At 65.3% G+C, this 20,428-nt stretch carries 13 protein-coding genes; 4 read left to right on the top strand and 9 right to left on the bottom strand.

What is annotated here, in order from left to right; translation table 11 throughout:
- Window positions 1–4: 4 nt before the first annotated feature.
- On the bottom strand, window positions 5–2,443 hold the full coding sequence (locus ACE3SL_RS11515; protein WP_374525873.1) for a TonB-dependent receptor: 2,439 nt from the start codon (window positions 2,441–2,443) through the stop codon (window positions 5–7).
- A gap of 149 nt (window positions 2,444–2,592) precedes the next feature.
- Between ACE3SL_RS11515 and ACE3SL_RS11510 the strand changes: the two genes are divergently transcribed.
- Together ACE3SL_RS11510 and ACE3SL_RS11505 are read left to right on the top strand one after the other, a co-directional pair.
- On the top strand, window positions 2,593–3,342 hold the full coding sequence (locus ACE3SL_RS11510; RefSeq protein ID WP_374525872.1) for a LuxR C-terminal-related transcriptional regulator: 750 nt from the start codon (window positions 2,593–2,595) through the stop codon (window positions 3,340–3,342).
- A 49-nt stretch (window positions 3,343–3,391) separates the two neighbouring features.
- Window positions 3,392–4,540 (top strand): acyl-CoA dehydrogenase family protein, encoded by a 1,149-nt coding sequence (locus ACE3SL_RS11505; RefSeq protein ID WP_374525871.1) that lies wholly within the window; start codon window positions 3,392–3,394, stop codon window positions 4,538–4,540.
- Here ACE3SL_RS11505 and ACE3SL_RS11500 read toward each other — a convergent pair whose 3' ends face one another.
- The 8 genes from ACE3SL_RS11500 to ACE3SL_RS11465 all read right to left on the bottom strand — a co-directional run bounded on the left by ACE3SL_RS11500 (window position 4,541) and on the right by ACE3SL_RS11465 (window position 17,136).
- The gene (locus ACE3SL_RS11500) at window positions 4,541–5,557 is read right to left on the bottom strand and encodes an acyl-CoA dehydrogenase family protein (RefSeq protein ID WP_374525870.1); all 1,017 of its coding nucleotides are present in this window, start codon (window positions 5,555–5,557) and stop codon (window positions 4,541–4,543) included. It abuts the gene before it with no gap.
- A 105-nt stretch (window positions 5,558–5,662) separates the two neighbouring features.
- Window positions 5,663–6,235: a TMEM165/GDT1 family protein gene (locus tag ACE3SL_RS11495; protein WP_374525869.1), complete on the bottom strand. Its 573-nt coding sequence runs from the start codon at window positions 6,233–6,235 to the stop codon at window positions 5,663–5,665.
- Between the two features lie 179 nt (window positions 6,236–6,414).
- On the bottom strand, window positions 6,415–6,642 hold the full coding sequence (locus tag ACE3SL_RS11490) for a hypothetical protein (RefSeq protein ID WP_374525868.1): 228 nt from the start codon (window positions 6,640–6,642) through the stop codon (window positions 6,415–6,417).
- The gene (locus ACE3SL_RS11485; protein WP_374525867.1) at window positions 6,642–10,868 is read right to left on the bottom strand and encodes a translocation/assembly module TamB domain-containing protein; all 4,227 of its coding nucleotides are present in this window, start codon (window positions 10,866–10,868) and stop codon (window positions 6,642–6,644) included. The genes ACE3SL_RS11490 and ACE3SL_RS11485 overlap by 1 nt, the downstream gene beginning before the upstream one ends.
- Window positions 10,868–13,192, bottom strand: coding sequence for a BamA/TamA family outer membrane protein (locus ACE3SL_RS11480; protein WP_374525866.1), 2,325 nt, complete (start codon window positions 13,190–13,192; stop codon window positions 10,868–10,870). The genes ACE3SL_RS11485 and ACE3SL_RS11480 overlap by 1 nt, the downstream gene beginning before the upstream one ends.
- A gap of 187 nt (window positions 13,193–13,379) precedes the next feature.
- Complete coding sequence (locus tag ACE3SL_RS11475; RefSeq protein ID WP_374525865.1) at window positions 13,380–14,582, bottom strand: nucleotide sugar dehydrogenase; 1,203 nt, start codon at window positions 14,580–14,582, stop codon at window positions 13,380–13,382.
- Window positions 14,583–14,683: 101 nt separating this feature from the next.
- Window positions 14,684–15,553: a UTP--glucose-1-phosphate uridylyltransferase GalU gene (galU, locus tag ACE3SL_RS11470; protein ID WP_374525864.1), complete on the bottom strand. Its 870-nt coding sequence runs from the start codon at window positions 15,551–15,553 to the stop codon at window positions 14,684–14,686.
- Between the two features lie 119 nt (window positions 15,554–15,672).
- Window positions 15,673–17,136 (bottom strand): YdiU family protein, encoded by a 1,464-nt coding sequence (locus ACE3SL_RS11465; protein WP_374525912.1) that lies wholly within the window; start codon window positions 17,134–17,136, stop codon window positions 15,673–15,675.
- A gap of 185 nt (window positions 17,137–17,321) precedes the next feature.
- On the opposite strand from ACE3SL_RS11465, the gene galE reads away from it, so the two are divergent.
- Both galE and ACE3SL_RS11455 read left to right on the top strand, forming a co-directional pair.
- Window positions 17,322–18,341: a UDP-glucose 4-epimerase GalE gene (gene galE, locus ACE3SL_RS11460; protein ID WP_374525863.1), complete on the top strand. Its 1,020-nt coding sequence runs from the start codon at window positions 17,322–17,324 to the stop codon at window positions 18,339–18,341.
- Between the two features lie 146 nt (window positions 18,342–18,487).
- Entirely contained in the window at window positions 18,488–20,422 is a 1,935-nt protein-coding gene (locus ACE3SL_RS11455; RefSeq protein ID WP_374525862.1) for a polysaccharide biosynthesis protein, read from the top strand.
- Window positions 20,423–20,428: the final 6 nt, after the last annotated feature.

Raw genomic sequence — 20,428 nt, 5'->3', positions numbered from 1 at the left:
CCGACTAGAAATCAAACCCGAGCGTCAGCCCATAGGTGCGCGGGGCGTTCGGGAAGCGGACGACGACATTGGCGTTGCTCGCGACCGCCGACCAATAATAGCTGTTGAACAGATTCTTCGCCCACAGCGATACCGACCAGCCGCTTTCGCTCTTCAACCCCAGGCTGGCGTTGACCGTTCCATAGGCCTTGACCTTGTAGAGATCGAGGTCCTCGAAGATCGTGTTCGACTTGCTCTGGTAGCGCGCCGCGACCGCGCCGGTCAGGCTGAGGCTGTCCGACACCGGCGTGTCGTAAGCGAGAGTCAGGCTACCCTGGAATTCGGGGCTGTAGATGAATTCGGCACCATCGAAATTCTGCGGCTGCCCCGCCGCGTTGGTGCCATTGTAATTGTCGATCCGCGTCTTCAGCCACAGGCCGTTCGCCGACAGTGTCACGCCGGTCGCCGGCCGCACCGTCAGCTCGCCCTCGACGCCATAGGCCTTCGACTTCGGCACATTGTCGAGCCGCGACAGCGCGGTGTAGATCGGATCGGCGAAATAGGTGCTGATCTGCTTGTCGGCGTAATCATAATAGAAGGCCGACAGATTGGCCTGCACCGCGCGATCGGCCAGCGTTGCCTTCAATCCGACCTCATAGGCCGTCAGCTTTTCCTGCGTCACCGGCGCATTCTGCCGCGCAAGGTTCGCGGCGTTGATCGGCGTCGTCCCCGACTTGTAGCCGCGCGACACCGACGCATAGACGAGCGTGTCGGTGTTCGGCGACCAGTCGAGCGCCACGCGCCACGCGACATTATTCTCGTCGAGCGTCGAACGCACTTCGCCGAAGGTGCCGGTCACCGGATCGAAGGTGTTGCACTGTCCCCGCGTGATCTGCGGCGCGAGCACGCCGTAGGTCTGAAGATAGAGCGCGCGGTTCACGACGTTGACGTTCGGCAGCATATTCCCGTTGAAGTCGCGCGAACAGCCATTGTAGCGCTGCTTGTCCTCGGTGTAGCGAAGCCCGCCCGAAATCTTGAACTGGTCGCTGAGTTCCCAGTCTGCATTGGCGAAGATGCTCCACGTCTTCGTCCGGATATGGCCGAAATCCTCATAGGTGCGGAACGCCTGGCTGAGTTCGGCAAGCGTATAGCCGTTCGAATTGAAGATCGGGCTCGCAAGCAGCGGCGCGCCCGCGGCGCGGATCAGCCCGACATTGGCATTCTGCCCCAGCATCGTGCGGTTCGAATCGATGATCCGGTCGTTGGCGTAATAGCCGCCGACGAGCCAGGTCACCGGTCCGCTCTCGCCCTCGATATGAACGTCCTGCGCGAAGCTCTTGATCCGCCCGACGGTGTTCTGGAGCAGCACCTCGAACGGCGCGCCGCTCCAGTCCGAGAGCGCGTTACGCCGGAAGTCGTTGTAGCTGGTGAGCGAGACGAGCTTCATCGTATCGCCCAAATCCTGATCCCAGCGCAGCTTCAGCCCGAGGAAGCGGTTATCCTCGGCAAGCGGCCCGTCGAGTCCGAGCCCGGTGCCGATGTCCGCCGCGCGCTGCGCATAGGGCGCCCAGTCGGCCTGGCTCGCCTTGGTCGGGAAATTGTTCGCGAGGTAGGTGGCAAGGCCCCGCGCGTTGAAGAAGCGCGAATTGCTCGTCCCCGTGACCGGATCAGTCGCCGGTGTGAAGCCGATGCCCTGCCCGACCACCGTGTCCGACTTGTTCTGCCACCAGGTCACCGACAGGTCGAAATGGGTACCCGCCGCCGGATCGATCGCGAGCGAGCCGCGAATGCCGAGCTTGTCGACTTTGCCCTGCCGCTCGCCGCGCGAATTGCTGACCTGCCAGCCCTTGTCGCTGTTCTCGCTGCGGAAGGCGATGCGCGCCGCGATGCCTTCGCCCAGCGGGCCCGAAACATGCCCGGCGAGGTTCCACGTCTGGTAATTGCCGATGTCGGCGCTGATCCCGCCCTCGAAGGTATCGGTCGGCTTCGCGGTGATGAAGTTGATCAGGCCGGCGGTCGTGTTGCGGCCATAGAGCGTGCCCTGCGGTCCCTTCAGCACCTCGACGCGCTCGAGGTCCATGACCGGCCCGGTGTTCATGATCGGATAGGCGTAGGCAACCTCGTCGACATAGGTGCCGACGGTCGAGGTCGACGACAGGTTGATCGTATTGAAGCCGATGCCGCGCAGCGTGTAGGTCGGCACGCCCTGATAGCTTTGCGACACGGTAAAGCTTGGCGCAACTGCGGTCAGGTCGCGCACGTCGGTGACGCGCAGCGCCTCCAGCGTATCGCCGTCGACCGCCTGGATCGCCATCCCGACATCGTTGATCGATTCGGCGCGGCGCTGCGCGGTGACGATGATGTCGCCCGTCTCGGCGGCCGGATCGGCGTCGGCCTCGGCGGCGAACGCCGGCATCGGTCCAACCAGAGCCGCCGCCGTTCCTGCCAGCAGAAAAATACGCATTGCCTTCATCACTCGTCCTCCCTCAAACGGCTTGTCGCGGGGCTCGTCTATGTGCGAGCGTCGCGCGAAGCCGGACGGTGACAGAGGACCGAATTGCGGGGCCCCGAACAAGCTGGCATCCGTGGCAGGATGAGGATGGAACAAAGACGGTGACGGAAGCTCAGACGCTTTGCTGGTCGGACATGCCCGCACTGATCGCCGAGGTTCAGACGGCGGGCGACGCGATCGGCCTTCCCTATATCGCCGCGCAGGCCGATCTCGGCGATCCCGATCCGATGGCCGACGCCGACGATCGTCCCTATGCCGAGACGAGCTTTCGCTGGATCGACCCCGATCACGCCTATTGGCGCGACCGCAAGCTCGCACTTCATATTGCGTTCCTGACGGCCGCGCGTCTCGTCGCCGAACCCTTTTATTACAGCGACGGCCGCCTGCGCACCTGGCGCCCCACCGCGCTGCTCGACGCGGTCGATTGCGAGCAGGCGAAGAACACCCCCAATTTCGGCGAGGCGATCATCGCCCCGGTGCATCTGCCGCGCGGGCTCGTCGGCGCCGTATTCTGGTGCTCGCGCGAGCCCATCGGGGTCGAGGCGATCTTCGCCGACCATGCGGGCCGCCTCCACAATCTTGCGGTCAGGCTGGTCGCGACCCACAATGAAGCGCGCGGACGCCCGCGCAACGCGACCGTGCCGCAGACGCTGACCCGGCGCGAGGTCCAGTGCCTGCGCTGGGCGGCGGCGGGCAAGACCGACGGCGAGATCGGGATCATCTTGTCGCTGTCGGTCTCGACGGTGCGCTTCCATCTCCGCAATGCCGCCGCGAAGCTCGGCGCAACCGGGCGAGCGCAGTCGATCCAGATCGCCGCGGGGCTTGGCTTCGTCGGCGCGCGGGCGGCCTGATGCAGGTGCCAGCTTGGCCGGGCGACGCCAGCGCCTGTAAGCCGGGCGCATGGACATGCTGACCGACGCCCTGATCGACCCCGGCCTAGCCGATTTCCGCGCCGAAGTGCGCGCTTTCCTCACCGAGGAACTGCCCGACAACCTCCGCCGCGCCGCGAGCCGCGCGACCAGCGTCTTCATCGATCCCGCCGTCACCCTGCCGTGGCAACGCATCTTGAATGCGCGCGGCTGGGCCGCACCCGACTGGCCGGCGGAGTTCGGCGGTCCCGGCTGGAACGAGATTCAGCGCTACATCTTCGCCGCCGAATGCGCTGCCGCCGGCGCGCCGGGCCTTGCGCCAATGGGGCTCAAGATGGTCGCCCCGGTGATCATGCACTACGGCACCCCCGAACAGCGCGCCCATTATCTGCCGCGTATCCTGTCGGGCGAGGATTATTGGTGCCAGGGCTTTTCCGAACCCGGCGCCGGGTCCGATCTCGCCTCGCTCCAGTTGCGCGCGGTGTCCGACGGCAGCGACTATGTGCTGAACGGGTCGAAGATCTGGACCACCCACGCGCATTTCGCGAACCGCATGTTCGCGCTCGTCCGCACCTCGACCGAGGGCAAGCCGCAGGCCGGGATCAGTTTCCTGCTGCTCGACATGGCGACCCCCGGCATCACAGTCGAACCGATCCGCACGCTGGCGGGCGATCACGAGTTCAATCAGGTCTTCTTCGACGACGTGCGCGTACCGCAGGCGAACCGGCTCGGCGGCGAGAATGAAGGCTGGTCGGTCGCCAAACATCTGCTGACCTTCGAGCGCGGCGGCAAATATGCACCGGGACTGATCGGGCGGCTCGAACGGCTGCGCGCGCGCGCGCAAGAGGGCATCGGCCCCGTGCTGCGTGCCGAAATCGATCGCGAAGCAATCACTCTCTCGGCTTTGCAGGCTCTCGAGATCAAGGCGATGCGCGGCCTTGGCGGAAGCCCTGCTCTCTACGCATCGGTACTCAAGATATTGGGGACCGAAGCCGCGCAGCGAATCGACACGCTCGCCTGCGAGATCGCGGGGCCAGCCGCATGGGCCGATGCCGACGGCCAAACTCCGGCAGAGCTTGCGATCGCGGTGCCGCGCTATCTCAACGACCGCGCCGCAAGCATCTATGCCGGCTCGAACGAAATCCAGCGCGACCTGATCGCCCAGCTGATCCTCGGCTGATCAGGCCGCCGCTTCGGCGTAGCGCGCCAGATGGTCGGCGCGCGAACCGAAGGCCGCTGCGATCGCCAATGCACGCTTGAAATGCGTTCCGAGGCTCAATTCCTCGGTCAACCCCATCGCGCCGTGGATCTGCACTGCACCTTCGCCAACGATACGCGCCGCGTCGCCGACCTCGATGGACGCCGCGCTGACCGCGCTGGCACGGTCGGCAGCATCGCGATCGACCGCAAGCACGGCAATCTCGGTGAGCGCGCCTGCCTTCATCAGCGCAAGCTGCATGTCCGCGGCGCGGTGGCGCAGCGCCTGGAACGATCCAATCGGCGCGCCGAATTGCCGCCGCTGCCTCATATAATCAGCACTGTCGGCGATCATACGCTGCATCAGCCCGACGGCCTCGGCGCAGCGCGCCGCGAGGACCAGGTCGGCGATCCATTCGCCTGCCGCACGCGCCTCGGCATCGTCCGCCACAACTTCAGCCCCGCATGATGCGAAGGCGAGGTCGGCGGTGACACTGCCGTCGTGCATGATCCGGTGCCGCTGCTCGATCTTGTCAGGGTCGGCGGCGAGCAGGAAAATGCCGCCATTACTGGCCACCAGAAAAAAATCCGCCTCGGCGGCCCCCGCGACAAGCCGCGCCGTGCCGCGGACGACACCCGCCTCGGCCTCGGGCATCATGGTGCAGGATGCAGAACAGACGATCGCGGCGCGACAGGCTCCGGCGGCGAACTCGCGAAGCACGGCGTGATCCGGTGCCACCCGCGCGATCAGCATCGCCGCGGCGGCATGCGAGAGCCAGTCGGCGCCCGCCAGCGCCGGACCAAGTTCGGCCATCGCGACCGCAACCTCAATCGCGCCGCCGCCGAAACCGCCTGCGGCTTCGGGCACCGTCAGCCCGGCGAACCCGATCGCATCGGCCAGATCGCGCCAGCCGGGACGTGGATTGTCGGCGATCAGGCGCTGAAGGCTTGCAGCGAGCATCTCGCGCTCGACGCTCGAAGGGAGATCGAGCCCGCTCACGCCGCCTGCTTCCCGTTATCACGCATCCTGCTCTCCTCGCCCCCGCCTATGCGGCGGCGGGCAGGGACATAGCTAGCTGTCGGGCGTGACAGGTGGCAAGCCGGATCAGCCGAACAGACCGGCCGCCTGCGCGAGAACCCACAGACCGATGACGAGGAATAGCGCCGCCGCGACCATCCGCACCTTCTTGAGATCGACGCGCCTGAGCAGTTCATTGCCGAGGAAGATCGCCGGGACATTGGCGATCATCATCCCCAACGTCGTCCCGGTCGTGACCGCAACGACATTATGATATTGTGCACCAAGCGCGATCGTCGCGACCTGAGTCTTGTCGCCCATTTCGACGAGAAAGAAGGCAATCAGCGTCGTCACGAACGCACCGAAGCGCGGCTTCGGCGCCTCGTCATCCTCGAACTTGTCGGGGATCAAAGTCCACGCCGCCATGGCGACGAACGAAAGGCCGATCGCGTAGCGGAAGACCGGGCTGTCGAGAAAGGCGGCCGCCGACGCGCCGAGCAGCGCCGCGAGCGCGTGGTTGGCAATCGTCGCCGCCAATATGCCGAGGATGATCGGAACGGGCCGGTTGAAGCGCGTCGCGAGCAGGATCGCTAGCAACTGCGTCTTGTCGCCGATCTCGGCGAGCGCGACGACGGCGGTCGAGGTGAACAGGGCTTCCATGGATCAGATACTCCGGGGCCGGGCGGCAAGCGAACTCCAACGGACATCGTGCCTTGCCGCCCGGCCCGGACGGAAGGTTCGATGCCATTGGTCTCGCCCGAACGGTGTCCCGTTCCCACCGCACCACGGCCTCTCGACCGAGTATGTTGACGCGGCGGCCCGTCCCGCAGGACGGCTGGCTACTCCCCAGATGACGGACGCGCGTTAGCGGGCCTTGCAGGGGCTGGCAAGGGTTTCGCTTCGGGATCGGTCGCCGCGGCGGCCCTTGCGGCTTCGGCAATGTCGGCGTCCATCGTCTTCGCGCGCGCCTCTATCTCCTTTGCCGCCTTGTCATAGCGCTCGTCGAAGGCGGGCTCCTTATGGCACGCGGCAAGCAGCAACGGCAGCATCAAAGCCAAGCGGCGCATCAATAATCCTTGCGATAGCGGATGCTGACATTGGTCTGGTTCGACCCGCCCGCCTGGCTCAGCAGGGACAGCGCCCGCGTCAGGCTGATCTCGAGCTGCGTCGCCGTATAGCCCTTCGCGTCGGTGATGACCTCCAGATAGATGTCCTTGGTGATATATTGTCCCGCCGCGAGAGCCGCGCCGCGGCCCGTCGTATCATCAGGGCCAAGAACGCGCAGCCGGTCGATTCCCGCCGCCGATTGCAGCGCACCGAGCGGGTTCAGGCCGCCGCCACCGCTGCTCAGCGTATTGAGCGACGCCGCAAGCTGCACCGCCTGCAGCGGCGACAGCGAGGTGATCGAATCGCCGAACAGGATGCGCGAGACGATCTCGTCCTGCGGCAGGCCGGGGATGCTCGAGAAGCTGACCTGCGGATTGCTCGCGCGGCCCGACACGTTCACCGACACCGTCACATTGTCGAACGTGTCGCTCGCCAGCAGTTGCAGCGCCGGATCATAGGCGTCGCCGGTCGGAAAGGTCACGCGCCCTTCCTCGAGTTCGAACGAACGGCCGGCAAAGCCCAGCGTGCCGCGCACCAGTTCGATCTGCCCGGTGACGCGCGGATCGACCGTGGTTCCTTTCAGCTGGATGTCGGCCTGCCATTCGGACTCGAGCCCCATGCCGGAGACATAGATTTCGTCGCCCGCGCGCAAATGGATGTCGAGGCGGATCAGGTCGAACAGGCTGCCGCCGACCGCCGCCAGCCCGTCGCCGCTGACCCGCCGGCGCCCCGTCGGCGGCTTGCGCCGTACCCCGGTCAGGACCGGCACGCTTGCCGCGCCTTCGCGCACGATGCGATAGCGTGTCTCCGGCAAGCGGAGATCGCCCGACAGCAGCGCAGTCTGTCCCGCGACCTTTTCGAGCGTTAGCGTACCCGTCGCGCGCGCGGCAATATTGTCGCTCCGCGCGAGCCGCGCGTTGTCGAGCGTCGCGCTGATGCTCATCGGATAGCCATCGGCCTGCGACAGGCTGATATAGCCCTTCGCATCAATGTTGCCGTCGCCTGCGGTCGCGGTGAGCTTCTCGATCTCGAGCCGGTTGCCGGTGAAGCGCCCGTTTACGACCATATTGGTAAGCTTGGTGCCATAGGCCTGATTTTCATAAGTCATGCCGTTGCCGCGGATCACACCGTTCAGACACGGATCGTCAAGCCGGCAGCTGAAATCCGCGGCCACCGCGACCGGTCCCGAAACCCCCTGTCCCGCCGGCCCCGCGAAGGAATAGAGCGTATCGGCGGGGCCGTTGTAGCGCAGCCCGCCGCTCAGCGGTGCGGCGCGCAGCCGGGTCGTCCAATCGCCTGCGCCGGGACCGAGCGGACGGAGCGACGCCTGTAATCGCCCGATCACGCTGCCGCGCTTGCGGATCACCGCGCGCGCTTCGCCGCCGTCGCTCAGCAGCTTGCCGGCGAAATTGATGTCGACCGGCTGGCTGACCGTCGCCGCGGTGGTGCGGGTGAAGTCACTGATCGTCAGCCGCGCGTCGGCGCGCGGGAAAGCGTCGGCGTTCGCCTGTGCGAAATCCACACTGCCTGTCGCGCGCCCGCCGAGCCCGAGACCCGGATAGACCGCGTTGATGATCGCCATGTTCGCGCGGTCGAGCCGGCTCTGGAGCATGATCCCTTCGCCAAACCGCCCCGCGAGCCGCGCGCTGCTGCCGCGGCCGAGGTCGATCGTCGTCGGGAGCAGCTCATAATCCTCCTTGTGCGGGATGATCCGCGCGGGTGAGACGGTACGGAAATTGACCCCGGTTGCGCGGCCCTGCACCGACGCGCGCCACAGCTCGGGTTGCAGATCGGCATTGGCGGCGATGCGGAACGGCACGCCGCTGGTTCCCTCGACGAGCGCCTGCGCCTGCCCGCGTCCGTCGCGATAGTCGATCTTCACCCGTCCGACCGCGATGTCATAGGCGCGAATCTGGGTGTCGGCGATCTGGATATCTGCAACGACGCGCGGATGATCGTAGAGGACGACGTCGGCATCGACGATCGCCGATCCGACCGCGAGCTTCGCGGGGCCGGGCAGCACGACGTTGTTCGCGCGCACATTGATCGCCGCAGCCTGATATTGCCCTTCGCCACTCAGCCGGACGAGCCCGCCGAGCCCCTGTCCCGACGCATCGAGCCGGCCTTCGAAGGGCCCCGCAGCACTCTTGACGAGCCGCCCGTGGAAACCGATCCCCGACAGGTCGCCGCGCTCGATGTCGATGGTCAGCGGCCCCGCCGCGGTCAACAGCACGACATCGGCGGCGAGCGGGCCGTAATCGGTGTCGCCGGTCGCCGCGAGGCGATAGCCGTTCGGCGCGCCGTTGATCTTCGCGACCAGATTGGCGAGGCCGATACCGAGGCCTGGCCGGTCCGCAGTCACCAAAGCGTGCGGATCGCTGATCGTTCCCGCGACCTGCACGCCGACCGGGCCATAATCGGTCGAATGCGCCCGCGCCGCGAGCCGGATTTGCCCGTTCGGCGCATAGCTTCCCTGCCCGCCGGTGACGCGCAGCCGCGGTGCCGAGAGGCGCAGATTGGCGAAGCGGACGATCCCGTCGGTCCCATAGCGCACGTCGCTGCTTGCAACCGCATTGCCGCCCAGAAAATCGCGCACGCCCGAATTGAACAGTCTGGTCGAGCGCGCGCGCACCTTGCCGACGATCTCGAATCCGCCGCGCGGCGCGGTCTTCAGATCGGCATTGCTGTCGATGTCGAACAGTCCGACGCTTTCGATCCGATAGTCGTTGACCCGCCCGTCAATCGCGCCGGTGTAGAAGCCCTTGTTCAAATCGGCGATCACGATCGCCTTCGCGTCGATTCGCGGCGAGCGCAGACGCAGGTTGTCGCTGAGGATGCGCCCGTCCTTGTACGCAAGATCGCCGTCGAGCCGCACCTGCACCAGCGTCCCGCCTGCGACGGTATCGAGACCGCGAATGCGCGCGGCGCGGCCTGCGACGGGGATATATATCTGATCGGCATCGACCCGCGCCTTGCCGCCGAGGCTCAGCGTCTCGACGATGATGTCGTTGAAGGCAAGCGCGTTGGCGTTCACTTGATATTCGACCGTCGGCAGGTTGAAGGCGCCATCGAGCTTCGCATTCGCGCGCAGGCCGTTACCGCGAAAATTCGGCGCGAGCGCATCGGAACGCAGCAGCACGAAGGCGAGTTGGAGCGCGTCGTAACGGCTCTCGCCAAGATCGACCCCGCCGCTGATGCCGAGCCGGAAGGCGTCCGACGACAGCCGCCCGTCGAGGCCGGCCTTGCGCTTGTCGAGCCGCGCCGTGAGATCGACCGCGGTCTCGCGGCTCAGCAGCGAGGCGGCCGGTCCCTCGCGGAGCAGCCGCGACGCCTGCGTCGTGCCCTTGACAGCGAACGTGCCGTCGCGCGCGGTCAGTGCCAGCCGCGCGAGCGGGTCGGTGCCGAGGTTGGCGGTCAGCGAACCGTCCCATTTCTTCCAGTCGCCGCGCCCGCCGAGTTTCGCGGTCAGCGGCGCGGTGAACCCGCCCATCGCCGCGAGCACGCCGCCCTGCGGGGCGTTGAGATCGAGCGTCGCGGCCAGGCGGTTCTTGTCGGGCACTGCGTCGAGGACGAGCGCGAGCTTGTCGCCCTTCGCCTTCTCTCCGATCGTTTCGGCGTTCGCTGTGACCTGTGCTCGGCGGTCGGCGATCGCGATCTTGCCGCTCAGCGTCGCGAGCTGCCGCTCGCCGGTGATCGCCGGCTCGAAGATCAGCCGGTCGACACGCAGGGTCCGCACGTCGATGTCGATGTCGGGCAGCAACGGCTCGCCGGTATCGGGGACCGGCTTGAAGGTCGGCAGTTTCTCGACCACCAGCGTCTTCGCGGTCGCCGATCGCACATCGACATGGTTCGATAGAAAGGCGAAAGGCCGCCAGTCGATCCGCAGCTCGGGCGAGCGCACGAACACCCCCTTGGGGTCCGACAGGGTGAAGTCGCGCACGACCATTTCGCCGAATAAGGACCCGTCGAGTCGGCCGATGCCGATCTTCATCCCGTTCTCGAACTCGTATTTCTCGACCTGCGTCGCGACGAAACGCCGCCCCGCATCGCTGTTCAGCCCGACGAGGAACAGCGCAAGCAGCGCGATCAGGCCCAGCAACGCGATGCCGATCCATTTCGCGACCCTGAGAGCCAGCGAAGGCCTCGCCTTCGCGCTTTCGGTCACAATCACCGCATCTTCGGCCATCAGAAGGCCTGCCCGATCGAGACATAGACGGTGACGCGCGCCTCTCCGGGCTTCCGGCCGATCGGGGTCGCGATATCGAGGCGCATCGGCCCGAAATTGGTATAGAAGCGCCCGCCGATCCCCGCGCCGAAACGCAGGTTCGAAAAATCGGGGGTCGAGCCGCGGTAGACCTGTCCCGCATCGACGAAACCGACGATGCCGTAATTGCCGAAGCGATAGCGCCCCTCGACCGCCGCCTCGTTGAGGCTGCGGCCGCCGATCGGGTCATTGTTCGGGTCCTTGGGGCCGAGTTGCTGATAGCCGAAGCCGCGCACCGATCCGCCACCACCGGCATAGAAGCGCCGCGACGGCGCGAGCCGTTCGCGCGCCGCGCCAACGATCGACCCGACCCGCACCCGGCCCGCGAGCACAATATTGTCGGTCACCGGGTAATAGCCGCTCGCGTCGATCTGCGTCCGCGCATAGGGCGAGAAACGGCCCGCGAGTGACCCCTCCGGCTCGAGACGCGCGAGCACGCGAAATCCCTTGGTCGGATCGAGCAGGCTGTCGGTCCGGTCGATCCCGACCTGCCCGTTCAACCCGAAAATCGTGTAAAAGTCATAGGTCCGCTTGCCGAGCGTGAAGTCATAGTCATCCTCGCGCGTCGCGATCAGTTCGGCGCCGAAGGCATAGGTCAGCTTCTTCTGCCAGATCGGGGTCGAGTCATAGCTGATCCGCGCGGCGACGCGGCCGGTGATCGCGTTGAACGCATCATAGCGGCTCCGCGTCGCCTCGGTGACCACTTCGAAGGTGCGGTCGCGGCGTCCGGCGTTCGAGCGGCGGAAGGTCGCGCTGACCCCCTGCTCGTTGGTGCCCAGCACCCCCCGGCCGATCAGCGCGCCCTCGGGCGGGAAGAGATTGCGGTGCGTCCAGCTCGCCTCGAGCCGGATGCCCTGCCCCGTACCATAGCCCGCACTCGCTGCGATCGTGCGTGGCGGCCCTGCCTGCTGGGTGACGAGAGTCGTCACATATTCGGTGCCGTCACCCACACTCTCGCCGGTCTGTTGCGGCTCGACCGAAACCGTCGCGAACAGCCCCGTCGCGACGAGCGCCTGGCGGAGATCATCGGTCATGCGGCTGTCGTAAAGATCGCCACGCTTGAAGCGCGCGAGCACCGCGACATGCTCGGCATCGAAGGCGAGCTTGCCCGTCGTCTCGATGCCGCCGAAGCGGCCGCGCGGGCCGATATCGACGGGCAGCGTATAGACGCCCTCGCCCGTGTCGCCATCGAGCAATATGTCGCGCTGCCCGACCTTCGCGAAAGGATAGCCTTCCTGCGGCAGCTTGAGCGCGATCGCGGCTTCGGCGCCCTGCACCCGCTGCGCGACGATCGGCTCGCCGACCGCCAGCGGGAAATTGTCGCTGATCAGCGCCGGCGGGACGGTCGGCTGCGCGTCGATGACGATGTCGGAGAAGGTGTAGCGTTTCCCCGGCTTCACATCGATCACCGCCGTGATCGACCGATTGCGCGCGGCGGCGCGGCTTGCGGCGGCGTCGGCGCCCGCTTCGCCTGCCTCGCCGCGGTCGATGCGTGTCTCGACGACCGCGTCATAATAGCCCTCGGACGCCAAAATCCGCGACATCAGCTCCGAATCGGCGCTGAGGCGCGCGCGCAGCATCGCGAAATTATCGGCCTTGCCGTCGCCGTCGTAGAGCGCCGACAGGTCGCCGAACAGGTCGGCCAGATCGGCGTCGGTACTGTCGTCGGCGGCGGCCAGGCCGTTGACCTTCACTGCATATTGGATCGTCCGCGTCTCGTTCTTGTCCTCGGGCTCGGCGAACTCGACCGGCGTGACGTCGAAACTGTCGAGCGGCGGCAGCGGCGCGGCAAGTTCGGCGTCGTTGACCGGCGCGTCGCCGATCACCTCGACCGCATCGCCGTCGGCGAGCGCAGGCACCGGCGTCCCACCCACCTTCGGCACGGCCGTGGGCGTCCCCCCGGCAGCGGTCGCTGAGGTTCCGTCCTTCGCCTTCGCCGCCTCGGCCTGGCGCCGCTCGAACTCGGCGATCGATTCGAGCGGCTTGTCGAGTTCGGGATCATCCTCGGCACTGATGGGCGGGATCGCGGACTTGAACTCCTCGTCCGAAATGATCGGCTCGACGACAGGAAGCTGCGCTTCGGGCGGCGGCGGGGTCGGAGCCGCGATCTCGGGCTGCTCCACCGCCGGCGCCACGGTCGGCACAACCGCCGGCGGCGCGACCTCGCCCTGCTGCGCGACCGCCGCGCCCGACCAGGCAAGCCCGAACAGCGACGCCGACAGGATCAGCAACCGCCGCCGTCGCATCAGCGACGAACCGTTAAATTCGCAAGGTTTTTCAATATGACGCATCATGTCCCGACCGATGCGCTTTTGTGGCTTGCGAGGCGCGGCTGTGCAACCCGAATCTCCCCTGTTTCACAGCCAACTCTCCGGCGATGGGACAGTTCCCCGCGTTGCGGCGGTCCGAGTCCGCAGCCGCCCGGCGGAAGCCTCAGCTGTCGGCGCCGAACAAGTCGCGGCTGTAGACCTTGTCCGCGACATCGGCGAGCTCGTCGGTCACGCGGTTGGCGATGATGACATCGGCCTCGCGCTTGAAGGCGGAAAGGTCGCGGACGACGCGCGAGTTGAACAGATGTTCCTCCTCGATCAGCGGCTCATAGACGATGACCTCGATGCCCTTCGCCTTGACCCGCTTCATCACCCCCAGAATGCTGCTCGCCCGGAAATTGTCCGATCCCGCCTTCATTGCGAGGCGATGGATGCCGACGACGCGCGGGCGCTGCTTGATGATCTCCGACGCAATGAAATCCTTGCGCGTCGTGTTCGAGGATACGATCGCGGCGATCAGATTCTGCGGTACGTCCTTGTAGTTCGCCAGCATCTGCTTGGTGTCCTTGGGCAGGCAATAGCCGCCATAGCCGAACGACGGATTGTTGTAGAAGCTGCCAATCCGGGGATCGAGACACACGCCCTCGATCACCTGCCGCGAATCCACGCCGTGCGCCGCGGCATAGGTGTCGAGTTCGTTGAAGAAAGCGACGCGCATCGCGAGATAGGTGTTCGCGAAGAGCTTGATCGCCTCCGCCTCGGTGTTTCCGGTCTGCAGGACCGCGGTCTCGGGCTTCAGCGACCCTTCGAGCAGCAGCTGCGCGAAATCGCGTGCGCGCGGATGGGTGTTGCCGACGATGATCCGCGAGGGATGGAGATTGTCGTAAAGCGCGCGGCCCTCGCGGAGGAATTCAGGCGAAAAGACGATAGCGTCCGATCCCGTCTCGGCGCGCATCCGCTCGGTGAAGCCCACCGGGATCGTCGACTTGATCACGATCAGCGCCTGCGGCGCCAGTTTCAGCGCGTCGGCGATCACCGCCTCGACGGTGCCCGTGTTGAAATAATTATTGTCGGGGTCATAGTCGGTCGGGGTCGCGACGATGACGAAATCGGCCCCGGCGTAGGCCGCCTCGCGGTCGGTCGTCGCGGTCAGGTTGAGCGGCCGCGCCGCGAGATACTCCTCGATCTCGGGATCGGCGATCGGCGACTGGCGCGCGTTCAGCATCTCGACCTTGCGCGGGTCGATGTCGAGCGCGACCACCGCATTGCGCTGCGCGAGCAGCACGGCGTTCGATATGCCGACATAGCCCGTGCCGACGACCGTGATCTTCTCAGGCGCCGCCTGCTGCGCTTCTGCTTCGGGCAATGCTTATTCCTCTGCTGAATAGGGGCGACGTCCCTAGCAATTGCCGGACGGCCGCTCAACCCGCGCCGACGCCGTGAGCGGTCTGCCGGATCAGGAACGGACTACTGATTGGCCAGCAAATCGACCGCAAAGGCGCGGACCTCGGCGGCCATGTCGGGCCGTTCGAGCGCGACCGCGAGATTGGCCTGGATATAGCCGGCCTTCGATCCGCAGTCGTAGCGCGCGCCGGCGAAGGTAACGGCGTGGAACGGCTGTTTTCCGATCATCGTCGCCATCGCGTCGGTCAGCTGGATTTCGCCGCCCGCACCCTTCTCCTGACCTTCGAGGACGCGCATCACCTCGGGCTGGAGGATATAACGGCCCGAGATGATCAAGTTCGAAGGCGCCTCTTCGACCTTCGGTTTCTCGACGAGGCCGGTGACCTCGGTCAGCGCGCCATCGGCCTTGCCGGGCGCGATCACGCCATAGCTCGATACCTGTTCGTGCGGCACTTCGAGAACCGAGATCAGGTTGCCGCCGACCTTGTGATAGGCGTCGACCATCTGCTTCATGCAGCCCGGCGAGCCGTGCATGAACTCGTCGGGCAGGAAGATCGCGAAAGGCTCATCGCCGACGATGTCGCGCGCGCACCAGATGGCATGGCCAAGGCCCATCGGCTCCTGCTGGCGGACATAGGCACAATTGCCGGGGCCGAGCCGCGTCGGCCCCAGTACCGAAAGATCCTTGCCACGCTCCGACATCGTTTTCTCGAGTTCGAAAGCGACGTCGAAATGATCCTCGATCGCGCTCTTGCCGCGCCCGGTGACGAAGATCATCTGCTCGATCCCGGCCTCGCGCGCCTCATCGACCGCATATTGGATCAGCGGGCGGTCGACCACCGGCAGCATCTCCTTCGGGATCGCCTTGGTCGCGGGCAGAAAGCGCGTGCCAAGGCCGGCGACGGGAAAAACGGCTTTGCGGATCGGTCTCATGGGGCCGCCCTATCGCTGACCGGTTGAAAAATAAAGAATGCCGTAGCCCACGGCTATTCTTGACGCCTGAATGGGAACGCATGGCGCTTCCCGCGCGGCCGCCCGTTCCGTACCGCCGGTCAGGTGCCGCAAAAGGTCGTATAGGGACCGAATTCGGCCGGCGCCGGCGCCTCGAACAAGGCCAGCCCCTCACGTTGGACATGCGGATGCCGCACGACATCGAGCAGTTCGAGCCAGGCGGTCAGATCGCCCTCCTCCCCCGCGCCGAGTGCCGCCTCGACCAGATGATTGCGCGGGATGTATAGCGGATTCACCGCATTCATCGCGTCGGCGCGTTCGAGCGGCGCATCGGTCTCGCGCGCCAGCCGCGCCCACCAGTCGGCGATCCACGCCACCATCGCGTCTGCGTCGGGCAACAGCGCCTCGAGCTTCGTCCCGTCGCCGCGGAGCATCGCCGCGAGCCCGCGGAAAAAGAGAGTAAAATCGACCTGATGTCGCTCGAGTTCGCCGAACAGCGTATCGAAGAGCGCGCTGTCGCCGTCATGCGACTCATTGAGTCCGAGCTTGCGCCGCAACCTTGCGTGCCAGATCGCCGCGAACCGGCCCGGAACCTCGGCAACCAGCGCCTTCGCGGTCTCGACGTCGGTCGCATCGACCTGATGGATCGCGGGCAGCAGCGCCTCGGCGAAGCGCGCCATGTTCCAGTGCATGATCTGCGGCTGGCGGCCATAGGCATAGCGGCCGTTGGCGTCGATCGAGCTGAAGACGGTGTTGGCGGCGAAGCGGTCCATGAAGGCGCATGGCCCATAATCGATCGTCTCGCCCGAAATCGCGACATTGTCGGTGTTCATCACGCCGTGGATAAAGCCGACGCCGAGCCAGTGCGCGACCAGCTCGCACTGAAGCCCGATGACGCGGTCGAGCAGCGCGAGATGCGGGTTTGCTGCCTCGGCAAGATCGGGAAAGTGCCGACGAATGCTGTAGTCGGACAGCTGCACGACATGATCGACGCCGAAATGGGCGGCGAAGAACTGGAAGGTTCCGACGCGGATATGGCTGCTCGCGACGCGCGTCAGTACCGCGCCGGGATGCGCGCGCTCGCGCTGCACGCGGTCGCCGGTCGCGACCGCGACAAGCGCGCGGGTCGTCGGCACGCCCATCGCGGCCATCGCTTCCGAGACCAGAAACTCGCGCAGCACCGGACCGATCGCTGCCTTACCGTCGCCATTGCGTGAGAAGGGCGTCGGCCCCGATCCCTTCAGTTGCAGATCAAATCTCGCGCCATCCGGCGCAACAATTTCGCCGAGCAACAACGCCCGACCGTCGCCGAGCTGCGGCGAGAAATGACCGAACTGATGCCCGGCATAGGCAAGTGCGAGCGGGTTCGCTCCCTTGGGAGGTTCCTCACCCGAAAAGATGCGCGCAATCTGTTCGTCGCTCGCGCCCGATGCATCGACCCCCAAACGCTCCGCCAGCGCGTGATTGAACGCGAGCAACCGGGGCGCCAAAGGTTTCGCCGCCTCGGCGGGCGCGTAAAAACCTTCCATGCTTCCATGAAAACTATTGTCGAAAGCGAAATCCATCATGGGCTCCCTGTCCCTTATGTCGAGTGGGTCCGCCGCGATTGCAAGCGTCCATGCCGGATTGCACAAATGGCCGCATCCTTCCCTCTCTTTACCCACCTAACGCCGCGTTTTCTCGGCCCCGCGAAGGCCGTGAGCGATCAAACCGGTTGATCTTCGGCCAGCCGCGCGGCACAGGAGCGGGCATGAAGGTCTTCGTCACCGGCGGTGCCGGCTATATCGGCAGCCACACACTCATTGCCCTGCTCGCCGCAGGACATGAGGTCTGCGTCTTCGACAATTACAGCAACGGCTCGCCGGTCGCGCTTGCACGCGTGCGCCAGCTTTCGAACTGCGACATGGAAGTCGTCGAGGGCGATATTTGCGATGAGGAGGCCTTGGCCCGCGCGGTTGCCGATTTCGCTCCGGACGCCGTGATCCATTTCGCTGGTTTGAAAGCCGTCGGCGAATCGAACGACATTCCGCTTCGCTATTACCGGACCAATGTCACAGGATCGATGAACCTGCTCGGCGCAATGGACGCCGCCGGGTGCGGACGCATCGTCTTCTCGTCGTCGGCGACCGTTTACGGCGAAGCGCAATATCTCCCCTTCGACGAGGTCCATCCGGTCGCCCCGACGAATCCCTATGGTCGAACGAAGGCCATGGCCGAACAGGTCATCCGCGACTGGACGCTCACCACGCCCGGGGCGTCGGCCGTACTGCTTCGCTATTTCAACCCCGTCGGCGCGCATGAATCGGGCCGCATCGGCGAAGACCCACAGGGTATCCCCAACAACCTGATGCCCTTCGTCGCACAGGTCGCCGTCGGTCGGCGCGAGAGGCTGTCAATCTTCGGCGACGATTACGACACGCGCGACGGCACCGGCGAACGCGACTATATCCACGTCGTCGACCTCGCCGCCGCGCATCTTGCAGCACTAGAATTTTCGGGCGGAGTGGAAGGCTGCGAGGCAATCAACGTCGGCACCGGTACGTCGATCACGGTGAGGGAGTTGGTCGATGCCTATGCCCGCGCCTGCGGCCGGCCCATTCCCTTCGATATCGTCCCGCGCCGACCGGGAGACGTCGCGAGCAGCTATGCCGCGACCGACAAGGCGGAGCGGCTGCTTGGCTGGAAGCCAAAATTTGACCTCGATGCCATGTGCTTGTCATCTTGGCGCTGGCAGTCTGACAACCCCGACGGTTTCCCCTTGGCAAAATAGGTCGAGCCGCGACGGGCGTCGCGCACGATATTTGGCGGCCTGCTGATTGAATTTATTGCCGCATTTGCTAATGTCGCGCGGGAAAAGACCCATATGCGACAGCAAGATCGCATGGATTTCGCGCTATAAAGGGCTGGAACGATTTGATGAGGCACGAGCAGGGATGGCGGGTCGTGCCCGCGCGGATCGTTAAGCTCGTCCTCAACCAGACGCGCAACGAGCGGCGGCTTATCGCCGCACTCATGGATGGCGCGCTATGCGTCATTGCCGTGTGGATCGCCTATTCGCTCCGCGTCGGTAATTGGAGCTTCTTTTCGGCGCCCGTTTCGAGCTTTGCAGCCGTAGCGCTGCTGTTCTGGTATCCGATCGCACTCATGCTCGGCGTGTATCGCTCGCTGATACGCTTCTCGGGTGCCCGGACAGTTGCAGGCCTCGCGGCGGCCTGCGCGATACTGACGATCCCGCTTCTCGTCGTCTTCGTGATCTTTCGGTGGCCCGTGGTGCCGCGCACCCTTGCGATTCTGCACCCGATCATCTTCCTGATGCTGCTCGCGTCGAGCCGGATCACGATACGCTTTATCTTGCTCGATCTCCTCAACATCGTCTCGAGCAAGGCACGCCGCGTGCTCGTCTATGGCGCCGGGCGCGCAGGCCAGCAACTCGCGCTTTCGCTCCGCCACGAATCGCAGGTATATCTCGTCGGCTTCGTCGATGATGACCTGCGTCTGGATGGACAGCGACTGGACGGGATTCCGGTTTTTGGTTCGCACCGTTTGGAAGGCATTCTAGCCGACACCGACGTCGATGAGGTGCTTCTCGCCATACCCAGCGCCTCGCGGACGCGCCGCCGCGAGATCATCGAACGGCTGCAAAAGACCGATGCCTATGTTCGCTCGCTTCCCAGCCTGACGCATATCATCGAAGGCTCGGTCACCGTGAGTGATCTGCGCGAAATCCAGATCGACGAGTTGCTCGGCCGCGAAGCGGTGGCGCCCAACGAGGTGCTGATGGGCAAAACGATCGTCGGGAAGACGGTGTTGGTATCGGGCGCTGGCGGTTCGATCGGTAGCGAACTCTGCCGGCAGATTCTGCGATGCCACCCCGAAAAGCTGATTCTGCTCGAACAGTCGGAGTTCGCCCTTTATGCGATCGAACAGGAGCTCTCGACCTATATTCGGTCCGCTGGGCACGATGTATCGCTGGCGCTTGAACTCGCCGATGTCGCCGAACGCTCGACGATGATGCGGGTCTACCGGCACCATCGACCCGACACGGTATTCCACGCTGCCGCCTACAAACATGTCCCGCTAGTGGAGGCGAATCCGGTATCGGGCATGCGGAACAATGTTATGGGTACCCTCCATAGTGTCGAAGCCGCCGAGGCATGCGGCGTCGCGAACTTCACCCTGATCAGCACCGACAAGGCGGTGCGGCCGACGAACATCATGGGCGCTTCGAAACGGGTCTGCGAGCTCATCCTCCAGGCACGCGCCAGCGAAGAGCGGGATAGTCCAACCATCTTCAGCATGGTTCGGTTCGGGAACGTGCTCGGATCCAGCGGATCTGTGGTGCCGCTCTTCCGAGCACAGATCGCGGCCGGTGGCCCGATAACAATTACGCATCGCGACATCACCCGGTATTTCATGACGATTCCGGAGGCAGCACAGCTCGTCATCCAAGCAACGGCCATGGCAAAGGGCGGCGAGGTCTTTGTGCTCGACATGGGGCAACCGGTCCAGATCCTCGATCTCGCGCGCAGCATGATCCGGCTGTCGGGCCTCAGCATCCGCGATGCGGACGACCCCGATGGCGATATCGAAATCGTCGAGACCGGCCTTCGTCCCGGCGAAAAGCTTTACGAAGAACTGCTGATCGGGGACAATCCCGAGCCGACAAATCATCCTCGAATTCTCCGCGCGCAAGAAAAACTCTGGCCCTGGTCCGATATGCGACAAACGATAGACGATCTCGACGCCTTCATTCGGATCGGGGATCGCAGTGCCATGATGCAAGTCGTCGCCAAGCTGGTACCCGAATATACGCCCGAAAAGCTGGACCAGCAGCAATTGGCAACGTCATAGGCAAAA

Source organism: Sphingopyxis sp., from assembly GCF_041916015.1.
Classification (GTDB): domain Bacteria; phylum Pseudomonadota; class Alphaproteobacteria; order Sphingomonadales; family Sphingomonadaceae; genus Sphingopyxis.
The sequence above is the reverse complement of the archived record's forward strand: the minus strand, read 5'-3'. Positions and strand labels throughout refer to the sequence as shown.

Bases quoted from the DNA above. Each gene is read 5' to 3' on its own strand.
- ACE3SL_RS11495 (WP_374525869.1), bottom strand. From the start codon at position 6,235: ATGGAAGCCCTGTTCACCTCGACCGCCGTCGTCGCGCTCGCCGAGATC.
- ACE3SL_RS11480 (WP_374525866.1), bottom strand. From the start codon at position 13,192: ATGCGACGGCGGCGGTTGCTGATCCTGTCGGCGTCGCTGTTCGGGCTT.
- ACE3SL_RS11465 (WP_374525912.1), bottom strand. From the start codon at position 17,136: ATGGATTTCGCTTTCGACAATAGTTTTCATGGAAGCATGGAAGGTTTT.
- ACE3SL_RS11490 (WP_374525868.1), bottom strand. From the start codon at position 6,642: ATGCGCCGCTTGGCTTTGATGCTGCCGTTGCTGCTTGCCGCGTGCCAT.
- ACE3SL_RS11485 (WP_374525867.1), bottom strand. From the start codon at position 10,868: ATGGCCGAAGATGCGGTGATTGTGACCGAAAGCGCGAAGGCGAGGCCT.
- ACE3SL_RS11505 (WP_374525871.1), top strand. From the start codon at position 3,392: ATGGACATGCTGACCGACGCCCTGATCGACCCCGGCCTAGCCGATTTC.
- galE (WP_374525863.1), top strand. From the start codon at position 17,322: ATGAAGGTCTTCGTCACCGGCGGTGCCGGCTATATCGGCAGCCACACA.
- ACE3SL_RS11515 (WP_374525873.1), bottom strand. From the start codon at position 2,443: ATGCGTATTTTTCTGCTGGCAGGAACGGCGGCGGCTCTGGTTGGACCG.
- ACE3SL_RS11455 (WP_374525862.1), top strand. From the start codon at position 18,488: ATGAGGCACGAGCAGGGATGGCGGGTCGTGCCCGCGCGGATCGTTAAG.
- galU (WP_374525864.1), bottom strand. From the start codon at position 15,553: ATGAGACCGATCCGCAAAGCCGTTTTTCCCGTCGCCGGCCTTGGCACG.